The sequence below is a fragment of the Paractinoplanes deccanensis genome (assembly GCF_016862115.1).
Taxonomy (GTDB): Bacteria; Actinomycetota; Actinomycetes; order Mycobacteriales; family Micromonosporaceae; genus Actinoplanes; species Actinoplanes deccanensis.
Window position 1 is genome coordinate 26,959 of sequence record NZ_BOMI01000178.1, and the last position, 22,863, is coordinate 49,821.

The window sequence follows — 22,863 nt, forward strand, 5'->3', positions numbered from 1 at the left end:
CCGGTCAGCGAGGGCGGCCAGCATCGGCCGCATGAGCATGATTGACGTACGGGGCCTGACCAAGCGGTACGGGCCGCACACCGTGGTGGACGACCTGTCGTTCACCGTCGAGGCCGGCCAGGTGACCGGCTTCCTGGGCCCCAACGGGGCCGGCAAGTCCACCACCCTGCGGATGATCGTCGGGCTGGCCGCGCCGGACCGGGGGTCGGTCACCATCGGCGGGCGCCGGTACGCCGAGATCCCGGTGCCGCTGCTCGAGGTCGGCGCGCTGCTCGACGCTGCGGCGGTGCACGGCAGCCGCACGGCCTACGCGCACCTGCACGCGCTGGCGGTGAGCAACGGGCTGCCGCGGCGCCGGGTCGGCGAGGTGCTGGCCCGCACCGGGCTGGAGAGCGTGGCCGGCAAGCGGGCGGGCGGCTTCTCGCTCGGCATGCGGCAGCGGCTCGGCATCGCGGCCACCCTGCTCGGCGATCCGAAGGTGCTGATCTTCGACGAGCCGGTGAACGGCCTCGACCCGGAGGGCATCCGCTGGGCGCGCGACCTGATGCGGTCGCTCGCGGCCGAGGGCCGCGCGGTGCTGGTCTCCAGCCACCTGATGAGCGAGATGGCGCAGACCGCCGACCACCTGATCGTCATCGGCCGGGGACGGCTCGTCGCCGACGCCGCCGTCAGCGAGCTGACCCACGCGAGCGGCGAGGGCACCGTGCTGGTGCGGGCGGCCGAACCGGGCGACTTCGCGCTGCGCCTGTCCGCCGCCGGGGCGGGCGTGCGGGAGGGGCTCGAGGGGTCGCTCGTGGTGTCCGGGATGAGCGCCGGCGACATCGGCCGGCTCGCCGCCTACCACGGGGTTGCGCTGAGCGAGCTCACCCCGCAGCGGGTCTCGCTCGAGGACGCCTTCATGGAGCTCACCCGCGACAGCGTCGAATACCAGGGGGTGGCGGCATGAGGCCCGCCGTACACACCCTCCACGCCGAGTGGATCAAGCTGCGCAGCCTGCGCTCCACCTGGTACACGCTGGCCTGCCTGTTCGCCGTCGGGCTCGGCATCACCGCCCTGGCGGCCAACGGCGCCGGCCGGGACTGGGACACGCTCAGCGAGGCGGACCGGCTGGCGTGGGACCCGACGGAGCACAGCCTCACCTCGTACATCGTGGCCCAACTGGTGATCGGGGTGCTGGGCATCCTCGTGGTCACCTCGGAGTTCGCGACCGGCCTGATGCGGACGACGCTGACGGCGACGCCCCGGCGCGGCCGGGTGCTGGCGGCCAAGGTGGCGCTGGCCGCGGCCGTCGCCGTGGTGGCGGGCGAGGTGCTGATGTTCGCGGCCTTCCTCATCGGGCAGCCGCTGCTCGCCCGGCAGGGAGTGCCGAGCGCCGAGCTCGGCGACCCCGGGGTGCTCTCCGCCGTGGTCGCCGGAGGGCTCTATCTGGCGGCGATCGCGTTGCTGGCGGTCGGGCTCGGCACGGTCATGCGGGCCACGGCCGGCGCGCTGGCCACCCTGGTCGGCATCATCCTGCTGGTGCCGGCGCTGGCCGGCCTCTTCCCGTCGTGGATGCAGGGTGTCTTCGACTACTGGCCGACCATCGGCGGGGCCGCCGCCATGGGCACGGTCGCCGACCCGGACTACCCGCACCCGTGGCTCAACCTGGGCGGCATGTGCCTCGGTGTGGCGGCGGTGCTGGCGGTCGCGTTCGTGCTCTTCCGGCGCCGCGACGTCTGATGGCCGTCCGGGGTGTGCCCGAGGGCGCGGCCTCCACCGGCGCGGCGCTTCGGGGTCTGCGCGAGGGGACGGTCGCGGCCGCCGTGGCGCTGGTGGCCATGGCCGGCACGGCGGCCGCCGGGCTGTTGCTGCTCGACGCGGGCCGGGTGGGCCGGCTCGACCGGCTGACCGCTGCCGTCGTCGCGATGGCGGCGGGAGCCCCGGCCGGCATCGACGCCGCGCCGGACGGTGGGCTGCCGGTCGCCGTGCACGGCCGCGTCGACGTGATGCCGCTGGGCGTCTCGGCGGTCGGCGCGATCGTGCTCGGCTTCATGCTGCTGCGCCGCGGGCGCGACGGGTGGCTCGTGCGTGGAGCTTCGGCGGCGGTCGTCTTCGCGGCGGGCATGGGCGCGGTGGCGTGGGCGGCACGGGGGCCGTTGGCACTGCCGACCGGTGGCGCGTCGCCGGCCGTCGAGGCCCGGGGTTGCCCAGGCGCGGGCGGCCTGCCGGGCGGCCTACCGGGCGGTCTGTCGGGCGGTCTGCCGGGGGCGTTCGACGCTGGGTTCGCCGTCGCCGTCGGCCCCGCGATGGCCGGAGCCGCCGTCGGTGCCCTGGTGGTCGCCGCTCTGTGCCGGTTGTCTCCGCCGGGGACGGCCGCGCTGCGCGCGATGCGGTGGCCGGCCGTCGTGGTGGCGGCGGTGTGCGTGCTGTCGGCGGGGGCGTTCGGAGGCCCGGCGGCGGCCGGCGCCGCCCTGCTCGCCTGGCCGATCGTGGCCGTCGGCGGGCCGTGGACGTGGCACGCCGAGGGGGTGCTCTCGTGCGCGCTGAACGGCGGGCCGCCCCTGCCCGGCGCGCTACTTCTGGTCTGCGCGACCGTGGCGCTGACCTGCGGTGCCGCCCTCGCGGCCGGCGGTGGGCAGCCGCGCCGGGCCACTGCCGCGGCCGTGCGGACCGCGGCGGTGACCGGCGTCCTGATGGCGGTCCTGGCCCTGCTGGCCCGGGCCTCGGCCGAGCTGAGCGCCCAGGCGTTCGTCTTCTCGCTGCCCCTGCTGGAGGTGCGGCTGACCGCGAACCCGTGGCCGGCGCTGGCCGCGGGTGCCGCCGGTGGACTCGCCGGGAGCCTCCTCGTCGGCGCGCTGCGTCGCCGGGGTTTCGGGGGCGGGCGGCCATGACGACTGGGGACTGCGCGCTGCGTCGCCGCGGCCTTTGTGGGCGGGCGGCCGTGACGCCTGGCAACAGCGCGTTCCGTCGCCGGGGCTTCGGGGGCGGGCGGCCATGACGTCCGGGGACGGCGCGTTCCGTCGCCGGGGCTTCGTAGGCTGGCGGTCATGACGCCCCGGGACGACGCCGAACGGCTGCTGGTGGTGGACGACGAGGCCACCGTACGGGAACTGCTCTCCGCGACGCTGCGGTTCGCGGGCTTTCGGGTCGCCTCGGCGGGCACCGCCGCCGAGGCGATCGCGTCGGCCACCGGCGAGCCGCCCGACCTCGTGCTGCTCGACGTCGGCCTGCCGGACATGGACGGCTTCGAGGTGGTCCGGCGCCTGCGCGAGCAGCGCACCCAGGGGCGCGCCGGCCCGGTCCCGGTGCTGTTCCTGACCGCCCGCGACGGGCAGGCCGACAAGGTGACCGGGTTGTCGCTCGGCGCCGACGACTACGTGACCAAGCCGTTCGACCTCGAGGAGCTGATCGCCCGCATCCGGGCCATCCTGCGCCGCACCTCCGGCCACCACGCCGGCCTGCTGACGGTCGGCGCGCTGGCGCTCGACGCGGACGGGCACCAGGTGACCCGCGACGGGGTGCCGGTGCGCGTCTCGCCGACCGAGTTCCGGCTGCTGCGCTACCTCATGGAGAACGCCGGCCGGGTGGTGACCAAGGCGCAGATCCTCGACCGGGTGTGGCACTTCGACTTCGGCGGCGACGCCAGCATCGTGGACACCTACATCTCGTACCTGCGCAGAAAGGTCGACACGGCGGAGCCCCGGCTCATCCAGACCGTCCACGGTGTCGGCTACGTCCTGCGCGAGCCGCGGCGATGAGCCTGCGCGTACGGCTGCTGCTGATCACCACCGCGCTGCTGCTGGCCGGGCTGGGCCTGGTCGGCACGGTCGTCTCCGACCGTTTGGAGCACTACCAGCTCGACCGCCTCGACACCCAGCTCGGCTCCCTCACGTCGCTGCTCTCGCGGGTGCCGCCGGACGGGCCGCGACCGGCGCGGCCCGCCGCCGACACCGGGCTGCTCGACCCCGCCCTCGACCTGATCGGCGCGCCCTATCTGGTCTATCTGGACGCGAACGGCGCGATCGCCGAGGGGATCCTCTCGTCCCGCCAGGACCGGGCCGGCCTGCCGCCGGCCGAGGAGCTCCGCGCGATCCCCACCGACGGCAAGGGGGTCTTCCTCCACGCCGCCGACGACTCGGGACGCTGGCGGGCGGTGGCCGCGCGGACCGCGCCGGGCAACGCCACCGTGATCGCCGCAGCGCCGATGGCCGAGGCCGACGCCACCGTCGCCCAGCTGCGCACGACCAGCCTGGCCAGCGGGGGCGTGCTGCTCGTCCTGCTGACCGGGCTGGGCTGGCTCGCGCTCGGCCGCGGGTTGCGGCCGTTGCGCACGATCGAGCGTACGGCCGCCGCGATCGCCGCCGGCGACCTGTCCTCACGCGTGCCGCGCATCGCGGCGCCCGGCACCGAGATCGGGCACCTCGCCGGCTCCCTCAACACGATGCTGGGCCAGCTCGAGACGGCCTTCGCCGACCGGGCTGCCTCGGAGGCGCGGATGCGGACCTTCGTGTCGGACGTCAGCCACGAGCTGAGGACGCCGCTGTTCGTCATCAAGGGCTCGGCGGACCTGCACCGGATGGGCGCCCTGACCGCGCCGGCCGACGCCGACGAGGCGATGCGCCGCATCGGCGGCGAGGCGGCCCGGCTCACCGCGCTCACCGAGGACCTGCTGCTGCTGGCCCAGCTCGACGACGCCCCCGAGGGCCGGCTCGACCGGGGACCGATGGACCTGCGCACGCTGGCCACCGATGCCCGGCACGACCTGCGCGCGCTGGACCCGTCCCGCCCGGTCTCGCTCACCGGCCCGGACGGCGACGGCCCGCCCGGCCCGGCGCCGGTCGACGCGGACGAGGCCCGCCTGCGGCAGGTGGTCACCAACCTCGTCGGCAACGCGATCGCGCACACCCCACCCGGCACCGCGGTCCGCGTCGGCGTCGGCACAGTGGACGGCCGGGCGGTGCTGGAGGTCGAGGACAGCGGCCCGGGAATGACGGCGGAGCAGGCCGGCCGGGTCTTCGACCGCTTCTACCGCACGGACAGGTCGCGCACCCGCACCGCCGGCGCGAACGCCGGCCTGGGCCTCGCCATCGCCCGATCGCTCGCCCGTGCCCACGGCGGCGACGTCGACCTGAGGACCGCCGTCGGCGCGGGCGCCCGCTTCCGCCTGACGCTTCCCGTTCTCAGCGGCCCGCCCGGCTGAGGCCGCGGCCGCCCGCTATCGCTGCGCGGGCGTGCCCACGGTGTCGATCCAGGCGTGCAGGCGGCCGACCTGTGCGGTCATCAGATGAGGCTCGCGCAGGGTCGCGGCGAGCAGGGCGCCGCCCTGGATCCCGGCCAGCAGGGCCGTGGCGAGGTCGTCGGGGTCTTCGCAGCCGAGCTCCCGGAACTGTCCGGCGGCCCAGTCGAGGAGCCGGCGCATCGGCCCGGCGGCGTCACGGTCGAGACCGTCGTCGCGGCGGTCGAGCTCACTGGCCAGGCTGCCGAACGGGCAGCCGTACCGGGCGACGACGTCGCGCATCTCGTCCCATCGCGAGGTCAGCGCCTTGAGCCGCTCGACCGGCCCGGGCAGCGCCCCGAGCTCCTCGGTCATCGCGGTGACCTGGAGCGTCTGCGCGGCGAGAACCGCCCGGACGAGCTCGTCCTTGGTCTTGAAGTAGTAGTAGACGTTGCCCGGCGGCACGTCCGCCCGGTGGGCGACGTCGGCCAGGCTGGTCGCGCTCACGCCGCGGCGGTGCATCAGGTCGGCGGCGCTCGAGACCAGCCGCTCGCGTTTGCCGGGCCGGCGCGCCTCGCTGTTTTGTGAGTCAGTCATCTTACTTAGAGCCTACCGCCCTGTTACCGTCAGGAAGTAAGTTATCCAACTAACTTACTGGAGGATGTCATGGGCGTGCTCTCCGCGTACGGAGACTGGGCCGTGATCACCGGCGCCTCGTCCGGGATCGGCGAGGCGTTCGCCCGGCGCTGCGCGGCCGACGGCCTCAATGTCGTGCTCGCCGCGCGGTCGGCCGATCGGCTGCGGGCTGTCGGCCGGCAGCTGCCCGGGGTCGAGCACAGGATCGTGCCGGTCGACCTCAGCCTGCCCGGCGCCGCCGGCGAGCTGATCGAGGCCACCGCCGGCCTCGACGTCGGCATGCTGGTGTCCAATGCCGGTGACGGCCGGCCCGGCCGGTTCCTCGATCAGCCGCCCGACGACCTGCGCCGGCGGCTCACCCTCAACACGATCACCCACCTCGACCTGGCGTACGGCTTCGGCCGGCGCTTCGTGTCCCGCGGCGGCGGCGCCATGGTGCTGGTCGCGGCGCTCGGCGCCGTGCACGGACTGCCCAACATGGCACACGAGAGCGCTTCGAAGGCGTACGTGCTGAATCTCGGCGAAGCGCTGCACCACGAGCTGGCGGCGTCCGGTGTCAAGGTCACCGTCATGCTGCCCGGCAACGTGGACACCCCGATCATCGACCGCTTCGGACTGGACCGGGCACGGCTGCCGATCAAGCCGATACCGGCGGGCAAGGCCGTCGACCAGACCGTCCGGGCCCTGCTGAACAACAAGCCGACCATCGTGCCGGACCGCCGGATGCGAGCGGCGGCCCGGCTGACACCGCGCGCGATGTCCGTCCGGATCAACGGGCGCATGCTCGGCGAGGCCGCCGCCAACCTGGTCGCGCACCAGCCACGCTGACTCAGCCCCGAGGCGGCGCTGCCGGTGCCTTCGTCTCTGCTCCCCGCGTGGCCCACGTGACGTAGAGGAGCAGGACAGCGAGCACGACCTCGACACCGAGCCCCGTGCCCACTCCCAGCGCCTCGGCCAGCGAGAAGTTGCCGAAGTGGGTGACGTGGAAGAGGAAATGCGTGCTCGCATAGATCACATAGCCGATCAGCGCCGACATCACGACCTTGTGCTCCAGCACCACGGCGGCGAAGTACAGCATCGCCGTCAGCGCGAGCCCCAGTCCGCCGACGTCGGACACCAGGTGCTCGTTGTACGGCGGATCCAGCTTCACCGTCGGGAAGTGGTCGTAGAACGCCCTCGGGAAGACGTACTGCCACACCGAGGCGATCGTCTGCAGCCCCGCCAGGATCAGCAGGCCCGTGCGCAGCCACGTTCTCACAGGAGTCATGCCGTGAGGACCGTCCACCGCCCGAAATCGTGACACCGGAGACTGTCACGCCCCCGGGCCTCGCCTTGTCTTGCCGGTGTACGAGTGGATCATGCCGAGGAAAGGGAGGCCGCCGATGACGCCGACCGGAGCGAGGCCGCTCACCATCCACGAGATGTCGCGTCGCAGCGGCTTCAGCGAGGCGACGCTGCGCTACTACGAGAGGATCGGCCTGCTCGGTGCCGTCGAGCGTGACCGGGCGAACGGCCACCGCCGGTACGGCCCGGCCACGGCCGACCGGGTGGAGGCGCTGGCCTGTCTGCGGTCGTCGGGGATGACCGTGGAGGGCCTGCGCCGGTACGTGCGGCTGCTGGCTCGCGGCGACGAGGCGGCCGGCGACCTGCGGCAGCTCTTCGCCGATCAGGCCGGCGAGCTCGCCGCCGAGATCGACCGGCTCCGGGTGCGCCACGAATATCTCACCCTCAAGGCGCAGCTGTGGGACGCCCGGAGCCGGCGCGACCGGGAAACCGAGGCCGACGTCGTCGCCCGCGTCGAGAAGACCGCGCGGGCGTTCTGACCGGCCCGGATCAGGGTCGTACGATGCCGAGCCGCAGCAGGCTGTCCGCGGTGTCGGCGATGGTCGTGGCGACGTCGCGCGGCCGCCAGCCGAGCACCCGGCGGGCCCGTTCGTTGCTGATCACCGGGATCTGCCCGCGCAGCGCGGCCGCCTCACGCAGTGTCGGCTCGGTGCGGGCCGCCTCCCGTACCTGCTCGTCGGTCAGCTCGGTGGCGGGCACCCGTGCGGCGAAGGCCGGCAGGTGCCGGGCCAGGATCTGGCCCATCTCGAAGAAGCTGATCGCCGGGCCGCCGACGCCGATGAAACGCCGTCCCGCGGCGCCCGGGCCGGTCATCGCGCGCAGGTGCAGGTCCACGACGTCGCGCACGTCCACGACCCCGAAGTACATGCGCGGCACGACCGGCATGGACCCGTCGAGGAACGCCTTCACCAGGCCGGTCGAGGCGGACAGCCGGTCGCCGAGCAGCGGCCCGAAGATGCCGGTCGGGTTCACCACCGCCAGCTCCGGTCCGCCGTGGTCGTGGACGTAGTCCCAGGCGGCGCGCTCCGCCACCGTCTTCGACCGGATGTAGGCGGGGATGTCGCCGGCCGGGTCCGTCCAGTCCGACTCGTCGTACCGGCTGTCCGGTTTGACGGTGTAGCCGACGGCGGCGTACGACGAGGTCATCACGACGCGCTCGACGCCCGCCGCCCTCGCCGCGGCCAGCACCCGCAGCGCGCCGTCACGGGCCGGCACGATCACCTCGTCGTCGTCGCGCGGCGGCGTGAACGGGAACGGCGAGGCGTGATGCCACACGTAGCGGACGCCGGCGGCGGCCCTGTCCCAGTTGCCGTCCGAGGTCAGCTCCGCGATCAGGAAGTGCAGGCGGCCGTCCGGCTCGGCGCCGGCCCGGCGGACCCGGGCGACGACCTCCCGCTCCTGGTCCGGGTGCCTGATCGTCACGCGGACGCGGTAACCCTCGCCGAGCAGGCGCGCTACGGAATGGCCGCCGAGATGGCCGGTGGCGCCGGTGACCAGGACAGTGGTGTTCTCGTTCGTCATGACACCCGAGTGTTCGCGCCCTGAAGCGCTTGAGGGCAAGGGTGACGCCCGCCACCTCCGCCGTACGCGGCAGCGGGGTGAAGCCGCGCCAACCGGGTGGCCAGCGTGCCCATCGGGCGAAGCGGCAGGTGCGTGACGCGGGGGAGACGGTCGAACGGCGGGGGCAGCAGGAGGTCCTGCTCGCCGGCGATCGGAGCGATGCGTTTGCCGAGCCGGAGGGCGTGGCTGAGCTCCCAGCGCACCCACGGGCGGTGGACCGACCGGCTGGTCAGCAACACGGCGAAGACGGCGCACTCGCCGATCAGGCCGGCCAAGGCGTCCGTTGCGTCTCCCGTCCCCGGAGTGCCCGGTTCCATCGACATCCGGAAGCCGGTTCGATACGCCGCCCGGCGGACGTCGGGCACGAGATCGGCGTCCGCTCGCGCGTGGGACAGGAAGAGCGCGGGGCTGGTCAACGCCGGCGGCCGTCGTACCGGTAGATGATCTCGAAGATGGCGTCGAGCATGTCCGCGACGTCGGTCCGCCCCGGAGCCAGGCGATCCAGCAGGGTGGTGGCGCGGTCGTCGCCGTACACCGCGATCGGGTCATCACGCACTTTGTCCCACAGGGTCCGGGCCATGTGCCCGGTGGCACCGATGGGAATGGGCAGCACGCCGAGATCGCGGCCGATCTCGTACTCGTTGCGGATGCCTCCCGCGGGTCGCGTCTCCGTGCCCTGAAGCTTGTTGCCGGCGATGAAGACGGCGAACCCGGCCTCACTGAGCATGGACTTGCGGTACTGCTCGTAGACCGCGTTGCGGACGGCCGCGTCCTCGATGTTCTGGTCGAACGCGGTGACCCGGAGCCGGGACCGGGCCGCTCCGGTGGTGCGGGCCGACTGCGAGGCGGCACCGAGCACGGCGGCGGTCCCGATGCTCACCCCGCCGCCGCTGATCAGTCCGTACCCCTCATGAATCAGCCTCTCGCCCAGCTTGCGCGACAGGGTCTCCAGGCTGTCCTGGCCCAGCGGGTCGTAGTCGTGCGCGGCGCCGGAGATGAAGACGAAGCGCCGGCGGTACAGCAACTGGATCCGCCGCAGGATCGTCTCCAGATCGGCGTAGGAATCCATCAGCACGGTCTGGATCCCGTACCGCTTGAGGTCCTGAATGCGCAGCGACTCCCGCCCCCGCTCGTAGTGGAACTCCTCGTCGGAGTCGTGATCCTCCCGGGTGACGCGCTTGGTGAGCCAGAAGTGCTCGCGCCGGTCGCGCCCGAAACGGCTGCGCAGGTGGGCGAGGACCAGGTCGATGTTCGGGTCGGTCAGGCTGTATCCGAGAAAGAGGAACGTCTGCTCGGCCATGGAACCGCGCAACAATTCGAGGAATTGCCCCCGCGTCTCCGCGAACTGCTCGAAATCGTCCATGCTGAGCACGCACTGGTCCGGGCGGCTCTTGTCGCCGTGCATCTTGTAGACCGTCGCGTCCGCGTCGTCTTCCCTGCTGGTCAGCTGCTCCTGCGCGTGCACGACGGCGGGGCGCCGCCCGGCCGCGCGCAGCGCCTCCTCGAGAAGGGTGTCGAAGTTGGTGGTCCAGTACGTGGCGATCGGCAGCCGGGCGAGAATGTCATGACTGGGCACCCGGCGAGCCGTCCGGCTGAACTCGCCGATGATGCGCTGATTGACCCGGGCGCGGCCACCGGCACTGTTGATGGCGTATTGACTGACCCGGATCAGGTCGTGCTCCTTGGCCACATCGAGCCCGACATCCTCGGCCAGCGGTTTGAGCAGCGCCCGCCAGTCCACATAGCCGGCGGGAACCGAAAGCCCGGCCCCGGCGAAAACGCAGGCCTGCCCGCTGACGAGGGCCTTGAGGTAGAGGTCGAGGAAGGTCCGCATCTCCGGTCCGTCAACAACGGTCATGTTGTCTTTCCCCAGCCTGGTCGCTCAAGTCCTGCGCGGTCTGCCGGGCTAATCTCCCACAGCGCAGCTCATCGTGAAATGACTGCCCGGCTGAGCGCGCCTGGCCTCCCGGGGTGAGGCCCGCCCGGCTTCTGCCTCGACGGCCGGGCGGGCCGGCTGGGGGCGGGTCAGAAGGCGCCGCGCACGGTGCCGCCGTCGACGCGGATGGTGGCGCCGCTGATGTATTCGGCGTAGGGGCCGCACAGGTAGGCGACGGCGCCGGCGATCTCCTCGGGGCGGCCGTAGCGGACGCGGTCGTTCGGGACGATCTCGCGTACCGAGTTGTATTCGATCTCTTCCCAGGTGTCGCCCCAGCCGCGCTCGGGGGAGAGCTTGACCAGGAAGTCGCGCACGGCGGGGACCAGGATCGCGCCGGGCGCCACGACGTTCGAGGTGACTTTGGTGCCGGCCAGGTCGCGGGCGAGCGAGACGGCGAGGTTGTGCCGGGCCGCGAGCGAGGCGTTGTAGTGCGGGTGGTTGTCGAACGGCTGCATGCTCAGGCCGCCGCCGATCGTGATGACCCGGCCGTAGTCCTTCTCGCGCATGGCGGGCACGAGACGCTGGATCATCCGTACGCCGGAGACGACGTTGATGTTGTAGGTGTGCTGCCAGATATCCGCGGTCGCGGCGGCCCACGGCAGGTGCTCGTACGCGCCCGCGTTGTTGACCAGGATGTCGATGTCGCCGGCGGCGGCGGCCACCTCGTCGGCGCCGGCGTCCGTGCCGAGGTCACCGATCGCGACGGACGCGTTCGGGCCGATGGAGTCGGCGACCGCCCGGGCACGGCCGGCGTCGCGGCCGTGGATGACGACGGACGCGCCCTCGGCGGCGAGCAGCCGGGCGGTGGCCTCCCCGAGGCCCGAGGTCGATCCGGTGACCAGGGCGCGGCGGCCGGTGAGCTGTAGATCCATGGTTGGCTCCCTCACTTTGTCTACAGACGTAGACTACGGCGACGAAGTTATCACCTGTAGACTTGTCGGTCATGACGCGCAGCACACCCCGGCCCCGCAACGCGGCCGCCACCCGGCAGGCCATCCTCGACTCGGCCGTCGTGGCCTTCACCCGGCACGGCTACGACGGCGTGGGGGTGCGGGAGATCGCTGCCGAGGCCGGCGTGACGGCGATGCTCGTGAACCGCTACTTCGGCTCCAAGGAGGGCCTGTTCACCGAGGTCGTGGACGTGTCGTTCGCCCCGGCGACCATGGTGCCCGCGGATCCGGCCGCGCTGGCGGAGCAGACGGCCCGTGCCCTGGTCGAGCGCACCGGTCCCCAGGCGGACCATCTGGGCCCGTTCGAGCTGATGCTCAAGTCGGCGGCCAACCCCCGAGCCGCCGAGATCATCCGGGCCGGCATCCAGAAGCACGTCGGCGCCCGGTTCGCCGCGGCCCTGACCGGCCCGCAGGCCGGGGAGCGCGCCGAGCTGGGGCTCGCGCTGCTCGCCGGCACCTGGCTCATGCGGCGGCTCATCGGCACCCCCGGGCTGCGCGACGCCGACCCCGAGTCGCTGGTCGCGCGGGTCACCCGCATGCTCGCCGTGGTGGTCGAGCCGCCGTCGCGCTGACGGCGGCCCCCGGTGTGTGCCGCGAGATCCACGACGGTTGCCGGGCCCCGCCCGCGACGCCGGTGCCGGCCGTCACGTGCGTGTCGTCAGGCGTTTCTCGTGTACGTGAGGAACGCCGTGCCCTGCGCCAGGACGGTGCTGTCGGTCAGCGTGAACCGGCGCACGCCGGCCTGCGCCTTCGTGCCGAACAGCGGGATGCCCGCGCCGATCGTGACCGGGTTGACCTTGAGGATCAGCTCGTCGATCTCCGGGTAGAGGGCGCCGGCCAGCTCGGCACCGCCGACGAGCCAGATGCCCTTGCCGTCCTCCTCCTTGAGCCGCCGGACGGTGGCCACCGGGTCACCGTCGACGATCTCCACGGACGGGTCCGCGCCACGGCCGAGCGTGCGTGAGAAGACCAGGTGCCGCAGATGGGGGTACGCGTTGGTCACCCCCGCGTCCAGCCCGACCTGGTACGAGCGCCGGCCCTCGAGCACGGTGTCGAAGCGCGTGCCCGGCGCGGTGACACCGAGCGCCTGCCGCGCGTGCACCGGCAGGGTCTCGGGGTAGGCCGCGATCATGTGCTCGAGATAGTCCGGGGTGACGGTGAAGAACCCGTCCGGTCCGGAGGGGTCTCCGCCGTCGCGGCCCGCGATGAACCCGTCGAGGGTCGTGGCGACGTAGTACGTCAAGGTGCGCATGGTGGACATCATGACCTAGGCGATCCACCACCAGCCGTCACCCACCTTGCGCTGGGGGTGGCCGGTGTCTCCGTCGGCGGTGTTGATCGTTGTCCGTGCGGTGGGCGGGGTGGTGAAGTACGCGAGGCCGGTGCCCGACTCGGCTCGCGCGTTCTGCCACATCTGGATGAAGAGCGCGGTGGGAGCGGCGTACGCGTATCCGGACGGGGACAGCGAGCGCAGGCCGGGCGGCAGGGTGAGCCTGCCGTCCAGGCGGCCGGCGCGGTAGTCCCCGGCGAGCGCGGCCAGCTCGGTGCGATGTTCGCGGTACTGGTAGTCGACGTAGTCGACTTGCGAGTTGAGCCGGGTGTCGGCGACGACGCCGATGGCGGCCAGGAGCAGGCTCGCCAGGGCGACTCCCCAGGACCGGCGCGCGCAGGCGACCACGATGGCGATGGTCGACACCGCCGCGGCGAGCAGGAACCCGGCCACCCAGAGCGGCAGGCTCAGCCACGACCCGAGGAGCGGCGGCCGCTGGGTGAACCGGAGGAGCGGGATCACGAGCAGCCAGCCGGCGCCGCTGAGGGCCGCCTGGAGCAGGCCGCGGCGGCTCCGCAGCGTCACGCGGGGCTTGGGCGGGGCTTCCTCGGCCTCGTCCCACAGGAAGGTCACGGGGTTCCTCCACGATCGGGCCGGCCGTCCGAGCGGGGCAGCCGAGATCGAGATCAATGTATAGGGTGAGTGCACGTCGAGGCGTGATCTGCACGCTGATCCTCGGCCTCCGTGTGGCATCTCCAGGCCGGCACTTCCGTGAAGGGCCCGCCACCGAGCCGAATGTCCACAGTGGTGTGTCCGAAGGTGAAGGCGCTGTGCACCGCCGATGAGCACGGGGGAGATTCGCATGAGGTTCTTACGTGGCTTGACGCTGGCCACGACGGCCGTCGTCGTGACCGTCCTGGCGGCCGGCTCGGCCCAGGCGGTCGACGGCGACGAGGTGCCGGACGGCACGTACGCGTTCGCGGCCAAGGTCACGGTCGGCACGCAGCCGGACGCCCAGGCGTGCAGCGGCGCCCTGGTCGCCCCGCAGTGGGTGATCACCGCGCGCGGCTGCTTCGGCCCGGAGCCGATCCAGCTGGGCGCGCCGGCCCGCGACACCACGGTCACCGTGGGCCGCACCGACCTGGCCGGCTCGGGCGGGCACGTCGCCCCGGTGGTGTGGCTGGTGCCGCATCCCGACCGGGACGTGGTGCTGGCCCGGCTGGCCACCCCGGCGACCGGGATCACGCCGGTCCGGGTCGCCGGCACCGCACCCGTCGCCGGCGAGACGCTGCGGGCGGCCGGCTACGGCCGGACCCGCACGACGTGGGTGCCGGACCGGCTGCACGCGGCCGACTTCACGGTCGGCGACGTGCAGGCCGGCACCGTGGCGATCAGCCCGGCCGGCGACGGCGTGATCTGCAAGGGCGACGCGGGCGGCCCGGCGCTGCGCGAGACGTCCACCGGCCCGGAGCTCGTGGGCCTGCACCACACCTCCGCGGGCGGCGGATGCCTGGGCGCGACCGGCACCGACGCGACAGCGGTGGAGACCCGGGCCGACGCGCTGGCCGGCTGGATCCGTCAGACCACCGTCGCGGACGTGCAGATCTACGGCGCCCTGCCGGACGGCCGGCTGACCTTCTCGGTCATCGACTCGGCCTCCGGTGACCGGCTCACGACGGTCACCTCCACCGCCACGCTGGGCTTCACGCCGCGGGCGATGGCCGCGCTCAACCAGAACACGCTGCTGGTCACCTCCGACCAGGCCGCGCTCTACCGGATCGACATCACCGGCAACAACCCGGCGCTGACCTTCGCCGCCCCGGTGCCGGTGTTCACCAGCGGCTGGTCGCACCGGCTGCTCAGCTACGACGGCGACGGCACGCTCTTCGGCATCGCCGGCGACTTCATGCGCCGCTACACCGTCACGTCGGCCAAGCCCGGCGCTGCGCAGATCATCAACAACAACCTGGTCATCGCGGACGGGCTCGGGTCGATCCAGAACCTGGCCGCCACCGGCCCCGACTACGTGATCGGCTCGGCCACCACCGGCGCCGTGCGCGCCTACCGCATCCCGCGCCTGGGCACCTGGACGTCCGCGACGCTGACCACCAGCACCGTGTGGGCCGGGTTCAACGCCGTGGTCTCGCCCGGCCGAGGGCTGTACTACGGGCGTACGGCCTCGGGTGGTCTGTCGCGGTTCTCCGACCCGACGCCGAACGACCTGAACGGCGCCGGCCTGGTGTCCTACCCGAACGATCCGGTGGACACCGCGGGCTGGGCCACGCCGATCCTCGCCGCGGTGCCGTTCGCCGCGAACCCGCAGAGCCGGGTGGACACCTCGATCTTCGGGCTCACCGCCGACCGGCGCCTCACCTACACCGCTATCGACTCGGTGACCGGCGACCGGGACGGGCCGACCGTCGTCTCGGCGCAGACGCTGCCGTTCACGCCGCGCACCCTGGCGACCCTGAACTACAACACCCTGCTGGTCACCGACACGGCCGGCAACCTCTACCGGGTGGACATCATCGCGACCAAGCCGCTGCTGTACGGCACGCCGCTCGACATCGGCGACGGCTGGACGCACCGCCTGCTCAGCTTCGACGGCAACGACACGCTGTACGGCATCGCCGGCAGCACCCTGCGGCGCTACCGGGTCGGCAAGCCCAAGCCGGTCCAGGCCGACATCACCGACAACGTGCAGGTCGGCACGGGCTTCAGCCAGAACACCATGGCCGCGCCCACGCTGGGCTACCTGCTCGGCAGCACCACCGACGGCCGGCTGCTCAGCTACCCGATCAGCCGCGAGGGCCAGTGGTCCCCGGCGCACGTCCTGGCCGCCTCCGGCTGGACGTACGAGTCGCTGGTGTCGCCCGGCAACGGCGAGTACTACGTCCGCACCAGCGCGGGCGCCCTGCTGCGCTTCAAGGACACCGACCCGGCGAACGGCTCGGGCACCGACATCAAGGCGTTCCCGAACGACCCGGTGGACACGGCGGGCTGGAATCAGATCGCGCTGTCCGCCCAGCCGTATCTATCATGATCGACACTGCACGCTGAACGTTCACCTCGCGGCCCAGGCGCACCAGCGCCTGGGCCGCGCGCTCACCCGGGAGCAAGCCGTTGGACAAGTCGATCAGGCTGGGACCCGTGGATCAGGATCAGGATCTGTCGATGTCCGAGGTGGCCGAGGTGCTGAAGGACGTGCTCGGGTACTCGCTCGAGTTTCTGCCGGACGACGAGATGTATTACGGCGGCACAGAGGATGAGCGCGCCTGGCTGACGGAATACCGTTCGCCGGACGAGCCGTTCCGGTCCCATCCCTTCGACCTGGAATTTCACACGACGGGACCGGAGGAGCCGTTCGCGCATGCGCTGTTCGACCGGCTGGCGGCGCTGGGCCGGTACCGGCTTCTCCTGACGTTCGACGACGAGTGCGTCAGGGCGACGCACTTCCCGCGTGATGAGTGGTGGTGAGGTCTCGGTGAAAGCGCTTGTTGTCCTGGACACGCTGGTTTGGGTAGGCGTCCTGGTGGTCGGCCTCGGGTGGGTGGCACGCCGCCGCGGGCATCTGGGGCGGGTGGCGTGGATGGCGGCGTGCGGGATCGGGCTGCTGGCCGTCGGCGCGGTCGGTGATGTCGCGTGGCTGCTGTTCGCGTGGCGGATGGCCGAGGAGGGTGCCGGGATCCCGGCGTTTCTGCGGTGGAACTCGACGGTCGGGACGGCAACGGGGGTGGCGGCCGTGTGCGGCATCGCGGCCCTTGCCGGATCTCTCTTTCTGCGGCCGCCCGGGATTGAGGACGGAGCATGATGTTCGGCGCGGCATATTCGATCGTTCTGGTCGCCGGGCTGGTCGCTTCGGTGCTGCGGCGGCGAAGGCTGGGGCCGGCGGCGGGTCCGGCGGTTGCCGGTTTCGCCCTGCTGGTCGTGGCCGACCTTGCCCCGATGGTGTGGGAGACGTGGGGGAGCGGTTTCGGCGGGCTGCCCGCGGGTGGGGGCCTGCCCGGCGTCGCCGACCTGCCGCCCGGCCTGGTGGTGAGCACGCTGCTGCTGACCGTCGTGAACGTGGCCGGGACGGCGCTTCTCATCGCCGCTGTCGTGCGGCGTGGGCGGCGCCCGGCGCAGTGACCACGACGGCCGCCGTGCGGCGTGGGCGGCGCCCGGCGCAGTGACCGCGACGGCCGCCGTGCGGCGTGGGCGGCGCCCTGGCGTGACGACCGCGACGGCTGTCACAATTCCCGTATTCGGGACATTTGACTTCGCTGCTGAGGATACTTTTTGCGACCGGATCGACCGCTCGTGAAGAGGAAGCCGCAGCGTTGCCCCAGTCGCTCGTCGAGTCCGCTGACCCGATCGTGGTCGTTGCCGTGAGCCTCGCGCTCTGCGCGCTGGCGACGGCGGTGCTGCGGCGCAAGGTCAAGCCGGTTGTCGAGGCGGCCGGGCGGGCGGTGCTCGCCGAGGTGGGCCCGCATGTTCCCGAGAGGCTGCGCCGTGTCGCGGCGCGGTGGTACGAGCGGGTCGATCCGGCCGTCGCCCGGTCCATCCTGGTGGCGGCGATCGCCGCGGGCATCGCGTGGGCGCTCGCCGAGACGCTGCACCTGACCGGCGCGGTCACCGCGTCCATCTCCGCGATCCTGTCGGTGCACCTGAGCTCGCACGCCTCGGTGCGGGAGGGCTCCCAGCGCCTGGTCGGCAGCCTCGCCGGCATCGGGTTCGCGGTGGGCGTCTGGGGCGTGTTCGGCCCGAGCCCGGTGTCGATCGCGGCCATCGCCGGGTGCGGGCTCATCGTCGGCCGGCTGTTGCGCCTCGGTGACGGCGCCGTCGCCGTGCCGGCGACCTCGCTCGGCGTGCTGGTCGCCGGCAGCGCCGTCACCCAGACGTTTGTCTGGGAGCGGGTCGGTGCGACGGCGCTGGGCATCGTGGTCGGCATGATCCTGTCGCCGCTCGTCGGTGGGATGACGCCGCTGGAACGGGCTCACCACAAGCTGGCGCACCTGTCCACCGAGATCGCGCGCCTGCTCGGTGACCTCGGGACCGGTGCGGCCCGGGGGTACGGCCGGGACCAGGCCGCCCAGTGGCTGGCGCGGTCGCGCGAGCTCGGCGAGACCCTCGGCGAGGCGGTCGACGCGGTGGAGGACCTGGACCGGCAGGCCCGCTGGTCGCTGACGACCCCGCTCACCGAGGTGGCCCCGGTGCACCACACGTTCCGCGTGCTCGAGCACGGCGTGCAGCAGGTCAACTCGGTGGCGCGGTCGATGTTCGACGCCGCCGCGGCGCCGCACTGTCCGGGCGTGCCGGACGACATCGGACCTTTGCTCACCGCCGCCTCCGAGGCGTTCGCCGCGCACGCCCGCCTCGAGACCGACCCGGACGCCGACCCCACCGAGGACGCCGACGACCTGGAGGACCTGCTCGACGGCCTGCGGGAGGCGCGAAAGCAGACGTTGCACAAGGTGCGCTCCGAGATCGACGACACCGGCGTGCTGGTCCTCACCGGCTCGATCATCACCGACATCGACCGGATGGCCGGCTCGCTGGAACGGTCGGCGCCCGCGCTCACCGTCGGCGTGCGGGAACCGGGCCCGGGCATCCCGGCGGTCTCCGAGGTCGTGCCCGTGGTGCGTAGCTTCTGGGAGAAGGCAGTGGTCACGAAGGCGGAGCCGGACCAGGCGGGCCGGCGGCCGGAGCGCAGCGCACGGCGGGCTCCGGCCGCGTCGAAGTGGGCGTACCGGCGGACTCGCCGCCAGTGACGCGCGCTAGAACTTGATCTCGCCCTGGTTGTGGACTCGGGGCAGGAAGTACGCGTTCTGGATCTCGGCGTTGGTGTTGTTGCCGCGCAGTTGCTCCGACCAGATCATGAAGTACGTCCACTTGGGCTGGCTGTCGAGCAGCGCCGCGGTGGGCACCTTGCCCATCTCGGCGATCGCGATGGGCTTCGTGCCGGCGATCGACTGGATCTGCGCGTAGTCGGCGGCCGACGGATAGCTCTTGTACCAGGCGTCGAGGCTGACGACGTCGGCGTAGCCGGCGCCGGGGTAGTAGCTCGCCCAGCCGCCGGCGGGGTTGTCCTGCACGTTCCACACCCAGATGAGGTTGTCCAGGCCCTGGCTGGTGAAGTAGTCGCGCATCTGCTGGAAGAGCTTCAGCGAGCCGTTGGCGCCGGGCCGGTGGCCCCACCAGTTCCAGCTCTCGTTCATCTCGTGGAAGGGGCGCCACAGCACCGGGATGCCGGCGTCCTTGAGCTGCCGGAGGTACGGGACGACGGCGGCCATGCGGCTGCGCCAGGTGTTGCTGAGCGCGGTGCCGCCGGTGACGATCTGCTGGAACTGGGCGTCGCTGACCGTGGTCTTGACGCCGCCCTCGAAGTCGCACGTGGCGCCGACCGTGGGGGAGCAGGCGTGCCAGGTGAGTGCGACGAGCGATCCGTTCGCCCACTCGGTCCTGGCTTGGTTGATCACGCTCTGCCGGTTGGCGATGTCGGCCGAGGTGAACATCATGTCGCCGCCCCAGAGGCCGGGCCACTGGCCGGTGATGTCGTGCACCTGCCGGGTGTACTGGCCGGGCGAGGTGGCGGGCTCCTTGTTGTGCTGGCCGCTGACGATGTGGTTGCCGGTGATCGTCTTCAGGTAGTTGATCACCGTGGTCTTCGGCGCCGGCGCGAAGGTGTCGGCGGGTATGGCGTGGGCCGGGCCGGTCAAGGCGGCCGAGGCAACCACCGCCGTCAGCGCGGCGGCGGGGATGCGGGGGACTTTCACGGGGAGGACCTCCTGGGGATCGGGGATCGGCGGTCCTCCCTTTCTAGTGCTCTGCTTCGATGCCGTCAAGACTTACATAAATAAACTAAGAAAACTGAGAAGCCCCGTGATCTGGGCAAACGACGGCCAGACTTAAATTTAATTAGTAATCTAATCTTGACATGGCGGTAACGGCCGCCCCATGCTGGGCGCTCCCGAGCGGCGAAGGCCGCCGGGATCCATTCTCAGCGGACGGACCTCAACATGATCGATAGACGGCACTTCCTCGGTATCGGCGCCGCCGCCACGCTCGCCCTGGTGGCCGGCTGCACCGGCGGGGCCGGCGACGACGACACCGGCGCGGCCGGCGACTTCTCCGGCGACGTCAAGGGCTCCATCACCGTTCTCACCAACCGCACCGACCTGGTGGACACCACGCTGGCGGAGTACGCGAAGAAGTTCAGCGCCGAGCACCCCGGCACCACCGTCCAGTTCCAGGCCGTCACGAACTACGAGGGCGACGTCACCACGCAACTCAGCGGCGGCGACTACGGCGACGTGCTGCTGATCCCCAACAGCGTCGCCCGTCCCGAGCTCGGCCAGTTCTTCGAGCCGCTGGGCACCGTGGACGAGCTCGCGAAGAAGTACCGCTTCACCGACGAGAAGGCGTACGAGGGTCAGGTCTATGGCCTGTCCCTGGGCGGCATCGCCAAGGGCCTCGTGGTCAACAAGAAGGTCTGGGCGGACGCCGGGATCACCGCGCCGCCGAAGACGCCGGAGGAGTTCCTCGCCGGCCTCCAGGCGATCAAGCAGAGGACCGGCGCGATCCCGTACTACACGAACTACAAGGACGGCTGGCCGCTCAGCGAGTTCAACAACCAGCGCGGCATCCTGAACCAGCCGGACATCAACGACAGGTTCCCCGAGGACGCGTCGCCGTGGCAGCCCGGCAAGATCCAGTACCTCACCGACGGCTTGCTCTACGACATCGTCCACAACGGCCTCAGCGAGAAGGACCCGCTGACGACCAACTGGGAGAGCTCCAAGCCGATGCTGGCCACCGGCAAGACGGCGGCGATGCTGCTCGGCTCGTGGGCGGTGCCGCAGATGCAGGCCGCGGCGAAGACGGCGAACGTCAGCCCGGACGACATCGCGCTCTGGCCGTTCCCGTACCAGAAGGACGGCAAGTTCCACGCCCAGATCACCGGCGACTACTCCGCGGCGGTCAGCAAGAGCTCCGGGAACAAGGCGACCGCGAAGGCCTTCCTCGACTGGTTCGTCAACGAGTCCGGGTTCGCGGCCGGGCAGCAGGCGATCCCGACCGCGCTCAGCCAGCCGATGCCGAAGGTGATCCAGGACTTCGAGAACGCCGGCGTGGAGCTGCTCAGCCTCCCGGCGGCGACCACGAACAGCGGCAAGGAGGACGAGATCATCAAGGAGTCCGAGATCGACCTGGCCGGCAACATCTACCGGCAGAAGCTCGTCGACATCGCGCGCGGCGCCGCGAAGGGCGACAAGGACTCGTACTTCGCCGACCTGAACAAGCGCTGGGGCGCCGCCCGGTCGAAGGTCATGAAGTGACCCGAAGGCGCAGCCCCTGGCTGTACCTCGCTCCCGCGCTGATCCTGCTGATCACCTTCACGTACGTGCCGGTCGGCAACATGATCTGGTACAGCTTCCACAGCTGGGACGGGCTGAAGCCGGCGATGGAGCCCGTCGGTCTGGGCAACTACGTCCGGGTCTTCACCGACGAGCAGTACTGGCGGGTCTTCCTGATCAGCCTCTACTACTTCGCGGCGTCGTTCGCGCAGATCGCGATCGCCCTGTATTTCGCGGTGATCCTGTCGTTCAGCACCCGGTTCCGCAATCTGTTCAAGGGCATCCTGTTCTTCCCGTACCTCCTCAACGGCGTCGCCGTCGGCTTCGTCTTCCTCTATTTCTTCCAGCCGGGCGGCACGCTCGACACGCTTCTCGGCGGCCACACCCCGCTGTGGCTGGGTGACCCGGACGTCGCCAACTTCTCCCTGGCCGGTACGTCGGTCTGGCGCTTCACCGGGCTCACCTTCGTGCTGTTCCTCGGCGCGATCCAGTCCATCCCGGGCGAGATCTACGAGGCCGCCGAGATCGACGGCGCGAACCGGTGGCACCAGGTCCGGCACATCATCGTGCCCGGCATCAAACGCATCATCAGCCTGTCCTTCATCCTGGCGATCTCCGGCAGCCTGTCGGCCTTCGAGATCCCGTTCATCATGACCGGCGGCGCCAACGGCACCACGACGTTCGTCATCCAGGCGTACCAGACCGCCTTCGGATTCCGGAAGATCGGGCTCGCCTCGGCGATGGCGGTGGTGCTGCTGCTGATCGTCCTGCTGGTCACGTGGATCCAGCGCCGCCTGGTGCCGGACGAGGAGGTGACCCTCTCGTGATCCCCCGGATCGGGAAGTACGCGTCCCTCGTGCTCGCCTCGTTCGTGGTGCTCGTTCCGCTCGTGGTGGTGCTGTTCGCCTCGTTCAAGACGCATGCCGAATATGCGAGCACCGGGCCGCTGACCCCGCCGCGGAACTGGCTGAACTTCGCCAACTTCGCCACGGCCTGGTCACACGGGCACATGCTGCGCGGCTTCGTGAACACCACGATCATCCTGGTGGTGTCGCTGGCCGGCACGATCGCCGTTGGCACGCTGGCCGCGTACGCCATCAGCCGTTTCTCGTTTCCGTTCAAGCGTCTCGTGCTGGGGCTCTTCCTGGTCGCGGCGCTGGTGCCCGGAGTCACCACCCAGGTGGCGACCTATCAGATCGTCAAGTCGATGGGCCTGGTGGACACGCTCGGCTCGGCCGTCGTGCTCTTCCTGGGCACCGACATCGTGTCCATCTACATCTTCATCCAGTTCATCCAGTCCATTCCGAGGAGCCTCGACGAGGCCGCCGTGCTCGACGGGGCGTCCCGGTTCACCGTCTACCGCAGGGTGATCCTGCCGTTGATGAAACCGGCCATCGCGACCGTCGTGATCATCAAGGGCATCGCGATCTACAACGAGTTCTACATCCCGTTCCTCTACCTGCGCTCACCCGGCCTGAATGTCATCTCGACGGCGCTGTTCCGCTTCAAGGGGCCGTACGGCGCGCAATGGGAGACGATCGCGGCCTGCACGATGATCGTGATCATTCCGACCGTCGTGGTCTTCCTGGTGTTGCAGCGCTTCATCTACAACGGCGTCACCGCCGGAGCGACCAAATAAG

The 22,863-nt window shown here is 71.5% G+C and carries 25 protein-coding genes; 16 read left to right on the forward strand and 9 right to left on the reverse strand.

The window, feature by feature from the left end; translation table 11 throughout:
• The first annotated feature begins 37 nt into the window (after positions 1-37).
• The 5 genes from Ade02nite_RS42170 (at position 38) to Ade02nite_RS42190 (ending at position 5,179) form a co-directional block, all read left to right on the forward strand.
• A complete protein-coding gene (locus tag Ade02nite_RS42170) occupies positions 38-946 on the forward strand; it encodes an ABC transporter ATP-binding protein (RefSeq protein WP_203776534.1) in 909 nt (302 codons plus the stop codon).
• Positions 943-1,719 (forward strand): ABC transporter permease, encoded by a 777-nt coding sequence (locus Ade02nite_RS42175; RefSeq protein WP_203776340.1) that lies wholly within the window; start codon positions 943-945, stop codon positions 1,717-1,719. Before Ade02nite_RS42170 ends, Ade02nite_RS42175 begins: the two co-directional genes overlap by 4 nt.
• Positions 1,719-2,870 carry a hypothetical protein gene (locus Ade02nite_RS42180; RefSeq protein WP_203776342.1) on the forward strand — a complete coding sequence of 384 codons (1,152 nt, stop codon included), beginning with the start codon at positions 1,719-1,721 and terminating at the stop codon, positions 2,868-2,870. The genes Ade02nite_RS42175 and Ade02nite_RS42180 overlap by 1 nt, the downstream gene beginning before the upstream one ends.
• A 156-nt stretch (positions 2,871-3,026) precedes the next feature.
• Positions 3,027-3,737, forward strand: a complete 711-nt coding sequence (locus tag Ade02nite_RS42185; protein WP_203776344.1) for a response regulator transcription factor — start codon at positions 3,027-3,029, stop codon at positions 3,735-3,737.
• Positions 3,734-5,179 (forward strand): sensor histidine kinase, encoded by a 1,446-nt coding sequence (locus Ade02nite_RS42190; RefSeq protein ID WP_203776346.1) that lies wholly within the window; start codon positions 3,734-3,736, stop codon positions 5,177-5,179. The genes Ade02nite_RS42185 and Ade02nite_RS42190 overlap by 4 nt, the downstream gene beginning before the upstream one ends.
• A gap of 15 nt (positions 5,180-5,194) precedes the next feature.
• Here the strand turns inward: Ade02nite_RS42190 and Ade02nite_RS42195 are convergent, their stop codons facing one another.
• Entirely contained in the window at positions 5,195-5,791 is a 597-nt protein-coding gene (locus Ade02nite_RS42195; protein WP_203776348.1) for a TetR/AcrR family transcriptional regulator, read from the reverse strand.
• 69 nt (positions 5,792-5,860) lie between these two features.
• Between Ade02nite_RS42195 and Ade02nite_RS42200 the strand changes: the two genes are divergently transcribed.
• Positions 5,861-6,658, forward strand: a complete 798-nt coding sequence (locus Ade02nite_RS42200) for an SDR family NAD(P)-dependent oxidoreductase (protein ID WP_203776350.1) — start codon at positions 5,861-5,863, stop codon at positions 6,656-6,658.
• 1 nt (position 6,659) lies between these two features.
• Here Ade02nite_RS42200 and Ade02nite_RS42205 read toward each other — a convergent pair whose 3' ends face one another.
• Positions 6,660-7,097, reverse strand: coding sequence for a hypothetical protein (locus tag Ade02nite_RS42205; protein WP_203776352.1), 438 nt, complete (start codon positions 7,095-7,097; stop codon positions 6,660-6,662).
• A gap of 115 nt (positions 7,098-7,212) precedes the next feature.
• Between Ade02nite_RS42205 and Ade02nite_RS42210 the strand changes: the two genes are divergently transcribed.
• Entirely contained in the window at positions 7,213-7,653 is a 441-nt protein-coding gene (locus tag Ade02nite_RS42210; protein WP_203776354.1) for a MerR family transcriptional regulator, read from the forward strand.
• Positions 7,654-7,663: 10 nt separating this feature from the next.
• On the opposite strand, the gene Ade02nite_RS42215 is transcribed toward Ade02nite_RS42210, so the two are convergent.
• The 4 genes from Ade02nite_RS42215 to Ade02nite_RS42230 form a co-directional block, all read right to left on the reverse strand.
• On the reverse strand, positions 7,664-8,695 hold the full coding sequence (locus Ade02nite_RS42215; RefSeq protein ID WP_203776356.1) for an NAD-dependent epimerase/dehydratase family protein: 1,032 nt from the start codon (positions 8,693-8,695) through the stop codon (positions 7,664-7,666).
• On the reverse strand, positions 8,692-9,150 hold the full coding sequence (locus Ade02nite_RS42220; protein ID WP_203776358.1) for a toll/interleukin-1 receptor domain-containing protein: 459 nt from the start codon (positions 9,148-9,150) through the stop codon (positions 8,692-8,694). Before Ade02nite_RS42220 ends, Ade02nite_RS42215 begins: the two co-directional genes overlap by 4 nt.
• Positions 9,147-10,592 carry an SIR2 family protein gene (locus Ade02nite_RS42225; protein WP_203776360.1) on the reverse strand — a complete coding sequence of 482 codons (1,446 nt, stop codon included), beginning with the start codon at positions 10,590-10,592 and terminating at the stop codon, positions 9,147-9,149. The genes Ade02nite_RS42220 and Ade02nite_RS42225 overlap by 4 nt, the downstream gene beginning before the upstream one ends.
• A 167-nt stretch (positions 10,593-10,759) precedes the next feature.
• Positions 10,760-11,542 (reverse strand): SDR family NAD(P)-dependent oxidoreductase, encoded by a 783-nt coding sequence (locus Ade02nite_RS42230; protein ID WP_203776362.1) that lies wholly within the window; start codon positions 11,540-11,542, stop codon positions 10,760-10,762.
• 71 nt (positions 11,543-11,613) lie between these two features.
• Between Ade02nite_RS42230 and Ade02nite_RS42235 the strand changes: the two genes are divergently transcribed.
• Entirely contained in the window at positions 11,614-12,192 is a 579-nt protein-coding gene (locus Ade02nite_RS42235; protein WP_203776364.1) for a TetR/AcrR family transcriptional regulator, read from the forward strand.
• An 86-nt stretch (positions 12,193-12,278) separates the two neighbouring features.
• Here the strand turns inward: Ade02nite_RS42235 and Ade02nite_RS42240 are convergent, their stop codons facing one another.
• Positions 12,279-12,872: a dihydrofolate reductase family protein gene (locus Ade02nite_RS42240; RefSeq protein WP_203776366.1), complete on the reverse strand. Its 594-nt coding sequence runs from the start codon at positions 12,870-12,872 to the stop codon at positions 12,279-12,281.
• 15 nt (positions 12,873-12,887) lie between these two features.
• Positions 12,888-13,523: a hypothetical protein gene (locus Ade02nite_RS42245; protein WP_203776368.1), complete on the reverse strand. Its 636-nt coding sequence runs from the start codon at positions 13,521-13,523 to the stop codon at positions 12,888-12,890.
• Positions 13,524-13,752: 229 nt separating this feature from the next.
• Between Ade02nite_RS42245 and Ade02nite_RS42250 the strand changes: the two genes are divergently transcribed.
• The 5 genes from Ade02nite_RS42250 to Ade02nite_RS50505 all read left to right on the forward strand — a co-directional run bounded on the left by Ade02nite_RS42250 (position 13,753) and on the right by Ade02nite_RS50505 (position 18,640).
• The gene (locus tag Ade02nite_RS42250) at positions 13,753-15,933 is read left to right on the forward strand and encodes a S1 family peptidase (RefSeq protein ID WP_203776370.1); all 2,181 of its coding nucleotides are present in this window, start codon (positions 13,753-13,755) and stop codon (positions 15,931-15,933) included.
• Positions 15,934-16,040: 107 nt separating this feature from the next.
• Positions 16,041-16,367, forward strand: a complete 327-nt coding sequence (locus Ade02nite_RS42255) for a hypothetical protein (protein ID WP_203776372.1) — start codon at positions 16,041-16,043, stop codon at positions 16,365-16,367.
• Positions 16,354-16,701, forward strand: a complete 348-nt coding sequence (locus Ade02nite_RS42260) for a hypothetical protein (RefSeq protein WP_203776374.1) — start codon at positions 16,354-16,356, stop codon at positions 16,699-16,701. The genes Ade02nite_RS42255 and Ade02nite_RS42260 overlap by 14 nt, the downstream gene beginning before the upstream one ends.
• A complete protein-coding gene (locus tag Ade02nite_RS42265; protein ID WP_203776376.1) occupies positions 16,698-17,018 on the forward strand; it encodes a hypothetical protein in 321 nt (106 codons plus the stop codon). The genes Ade02nite_RS42260 and Ade02nite_RS42265 overlap by 4 nt, the downstream gene beginning before the upstream one ends.
• A gap of 191 nt (positions 17,019-17,209) precedes the next feature.
• A complete protein-coding gene (locus tag Ade02nite_RS50505; protein ID WP_203776378.1) occupies positions 17,210-18,640 on the forward strand; it encodes an FUSC family protein in 1,431 nt (476 codons plus the stop codon).
• A gap of 6 nt (positions 18,641-18,646) precedes the next feature.
• On the opposite strand, the gene Ade02nite_RS42275 is transcribed toward Ade02nite_RS50505, so the two are convergent.
• Positions 18,647-19,645 carry a glycoside hydrolase family 26 protein gene (locus tag Ade02nite_RS42275; RefSeq protein ID WP_239169443.1) on the reverse strand — a complete coding sequence of 333 codons (999 nt, stop codon included), beginning with the start codon at positions 19,643-19,645 and terminating at the stop codon, positions 18,647-18,649.
• A gap of 243 nt (positions 19,646-19,888) precedes the next feature.
• Here Ade02nite_RS42275 and Ade02nite_RS42280 point away from each other — a divergent pair, with 243 nt between their 5' ends.
• The 3 genes from Ade02nite_RS42280 to Ade02nite_RS42290 are packed head-to-tail and all read left to right on the forward strand — an operon-like array spanning position 19,889 to position 22,862.
• A complete protein-coding gene (locus Ade02nite_RS42280; protein WP_203776387.1) occupies positions 19,889-21,205 on the forward strand; it encodes an ABC transporter substrate-binding protein in 1,317 nt (438 codons plus the stop codon).
• The gene (locus Ade02nite_RS42285) at positions 21,202-22,050 is read left to right on the forward strand and encodes a carbohydrate ABC transporter permease (protein ID WP_203776389.1); all 849 of its coding nucleotides are present in this window, start codon (positions 21,202-21,204) and stop codon (positions 22,048-22,050) included. The genes Ade02nite_RS42280 and Ade02nite_RS42285 overlap by 4 nt, the downstream gene beginning before the upstream one ends.
• Complete coding sequence (locus Ade02nite_RS42290; RefSeq protein WP_239169444.1) at positions 22,047-22,862, forward strand: carbohydrate ABC transporter permease; 816 nt, start codon at positions 22,047-22,049, stop codon at positions 22,860-22,862. Before Ade02nite_RS42285 ends, Ade02nite_RS42290 begins: the two co-directional genes overlap by 4 nt.
• Position 22,863: the final 1 nt, after the last annotated feature.

Excerpts from the sequence above, each read along its gene's own strand:
- Ade02nite_RS42170 (WP_203776534.1), top strand. The coding sequence starts at position 38 with ATGATTGACGTACGGGGCCTGACCAAGCGGTACGGGCCGCACACCGTG.
- Ade02nite_RS42175 (WP_203776340.1), top strand. The coding sequence starts at position 943 with ATGAGGCCCGCCGTACACACCCTCCACGCCGAGTGGATCAAGCTGCGC.
- Ade02nite_RS42180 (WP_203776342.1), top strand. The coding sequence starts at position 1,719 with ATGGCCGTCCGGGGTGTGCCCGAGGGCGCGGCCTCCACCGGCGCGGCG.
- Ade02nite_RS42185 (WP_203776344.1), top strand. The coding sequence starts at position 3,027 with ATGACGCCCCGGGACGACGCCGAACGGCTGCTGGTGGTGGACGACGAG.
- Ade02nite_RS42190 (WP_203776346.1), top strand. The coding sequence starts at position 3,734 with ATGAGCCTGCGCGTACGGCTGCTGCTGATCACCACCGCGCTGCTGCTG.
- Ade02nite_RS42195 (WP_203776348.1), bottom strand. The coding sequence starts at position 5,791 with ATGACTGACTCACAAAACAGCGAGGCGCGCCGGCCCGGCAAACGCGAG.
- Ade02nite_RS42200 (WP_203776350.1), top strand. The coding sequence starts at position 5,861 with ATGGGCGTGCTCTCCGCGTACGGAGACTGGGCCGTGATCACCGGCGCC.
- Ade02nite_RS42205 (WP_203776352.1), bottom strand. The coding sequence starts at position 7,097 with ATGACTCCTGTGAGAACGTGGCTGCGCACGGGCCTGCTGATCCTGGCG.
- Ade02nite_RS42210 (WP_203776354.1), top strand. The coding sequence starts at position 7,213 with ATGACGCCGACCGGAGCGAGGCCGCTCACCATCCACGAGATGTCGCGT.
- Ade02nite_RS42215 (WP_203776356.1), bottom strand. The coding sequence starts at position 8,695 with ATGACGAACGAGAACACCACTGTCCTGGTCACCGGCGCCACCGGCCAT.
- Ade02nite_RS42225 (WP_203776360.1), bottom strand. The coding sequence starts at position 10,592 with ATGACCGTTGTTGACGGACCGGAGATGCGGACCTTCCTCGACCTCTAC.
- Ade02nite_RS42230 (WP_203776362.1), bottom strand. The coding sequence starts at position 11,542 with ATGGATCTACAGCTCACCGGCCGCCGCGCCCTGGTCACCGGATCGACC.
- Ade02nite_RS42235 (WP_203776364.1), top strand. The coding sequence starts at position 11,614 with ATGACGCGCAGCACACCCCGGCCCCGCAACGCGGCCGCCACCCGGCAG.
- Ade02nite_RS42240 (WP_203776366.1), bottom strand. The coding sequence starts at position 12,872 with ATGCGCACCTTGACGTACTACGTCGCCACGACCCTCGACGGGTTCATC.
- Ade02nite_RS42250 (WP_203776370.1), top strand. The coding sequence starts at position 13,753 with ATGAGGTTCTTACGTGGCTTGACGCTGGCCACGACGGCCGTCGTCGTG.
- Ade02nite_RS42260 (WP_203776374.1), top strand. The coding sequence starts at position 16,354 with ATGAGTGGTGGTGAGGTCTCGGTGAAAGCGCTTGTTGTCCTGGACACG.
- Ade02nite_RS42265 (WP_203776376.1), top strand. The coding sequence starts at position 16,698 with ATGATGTTCGGCGCGGCATATTCGATCGTTCTGGTCGCCGGGCTGGTC.
- Ade02nite_RS42280 (WP_203776387.1), top strand. The coding sequence starts at position 19,889 with ATGATCGATAGACGGCACTTCCTCGGTATCGGCGCCGCCGCCACGCTC.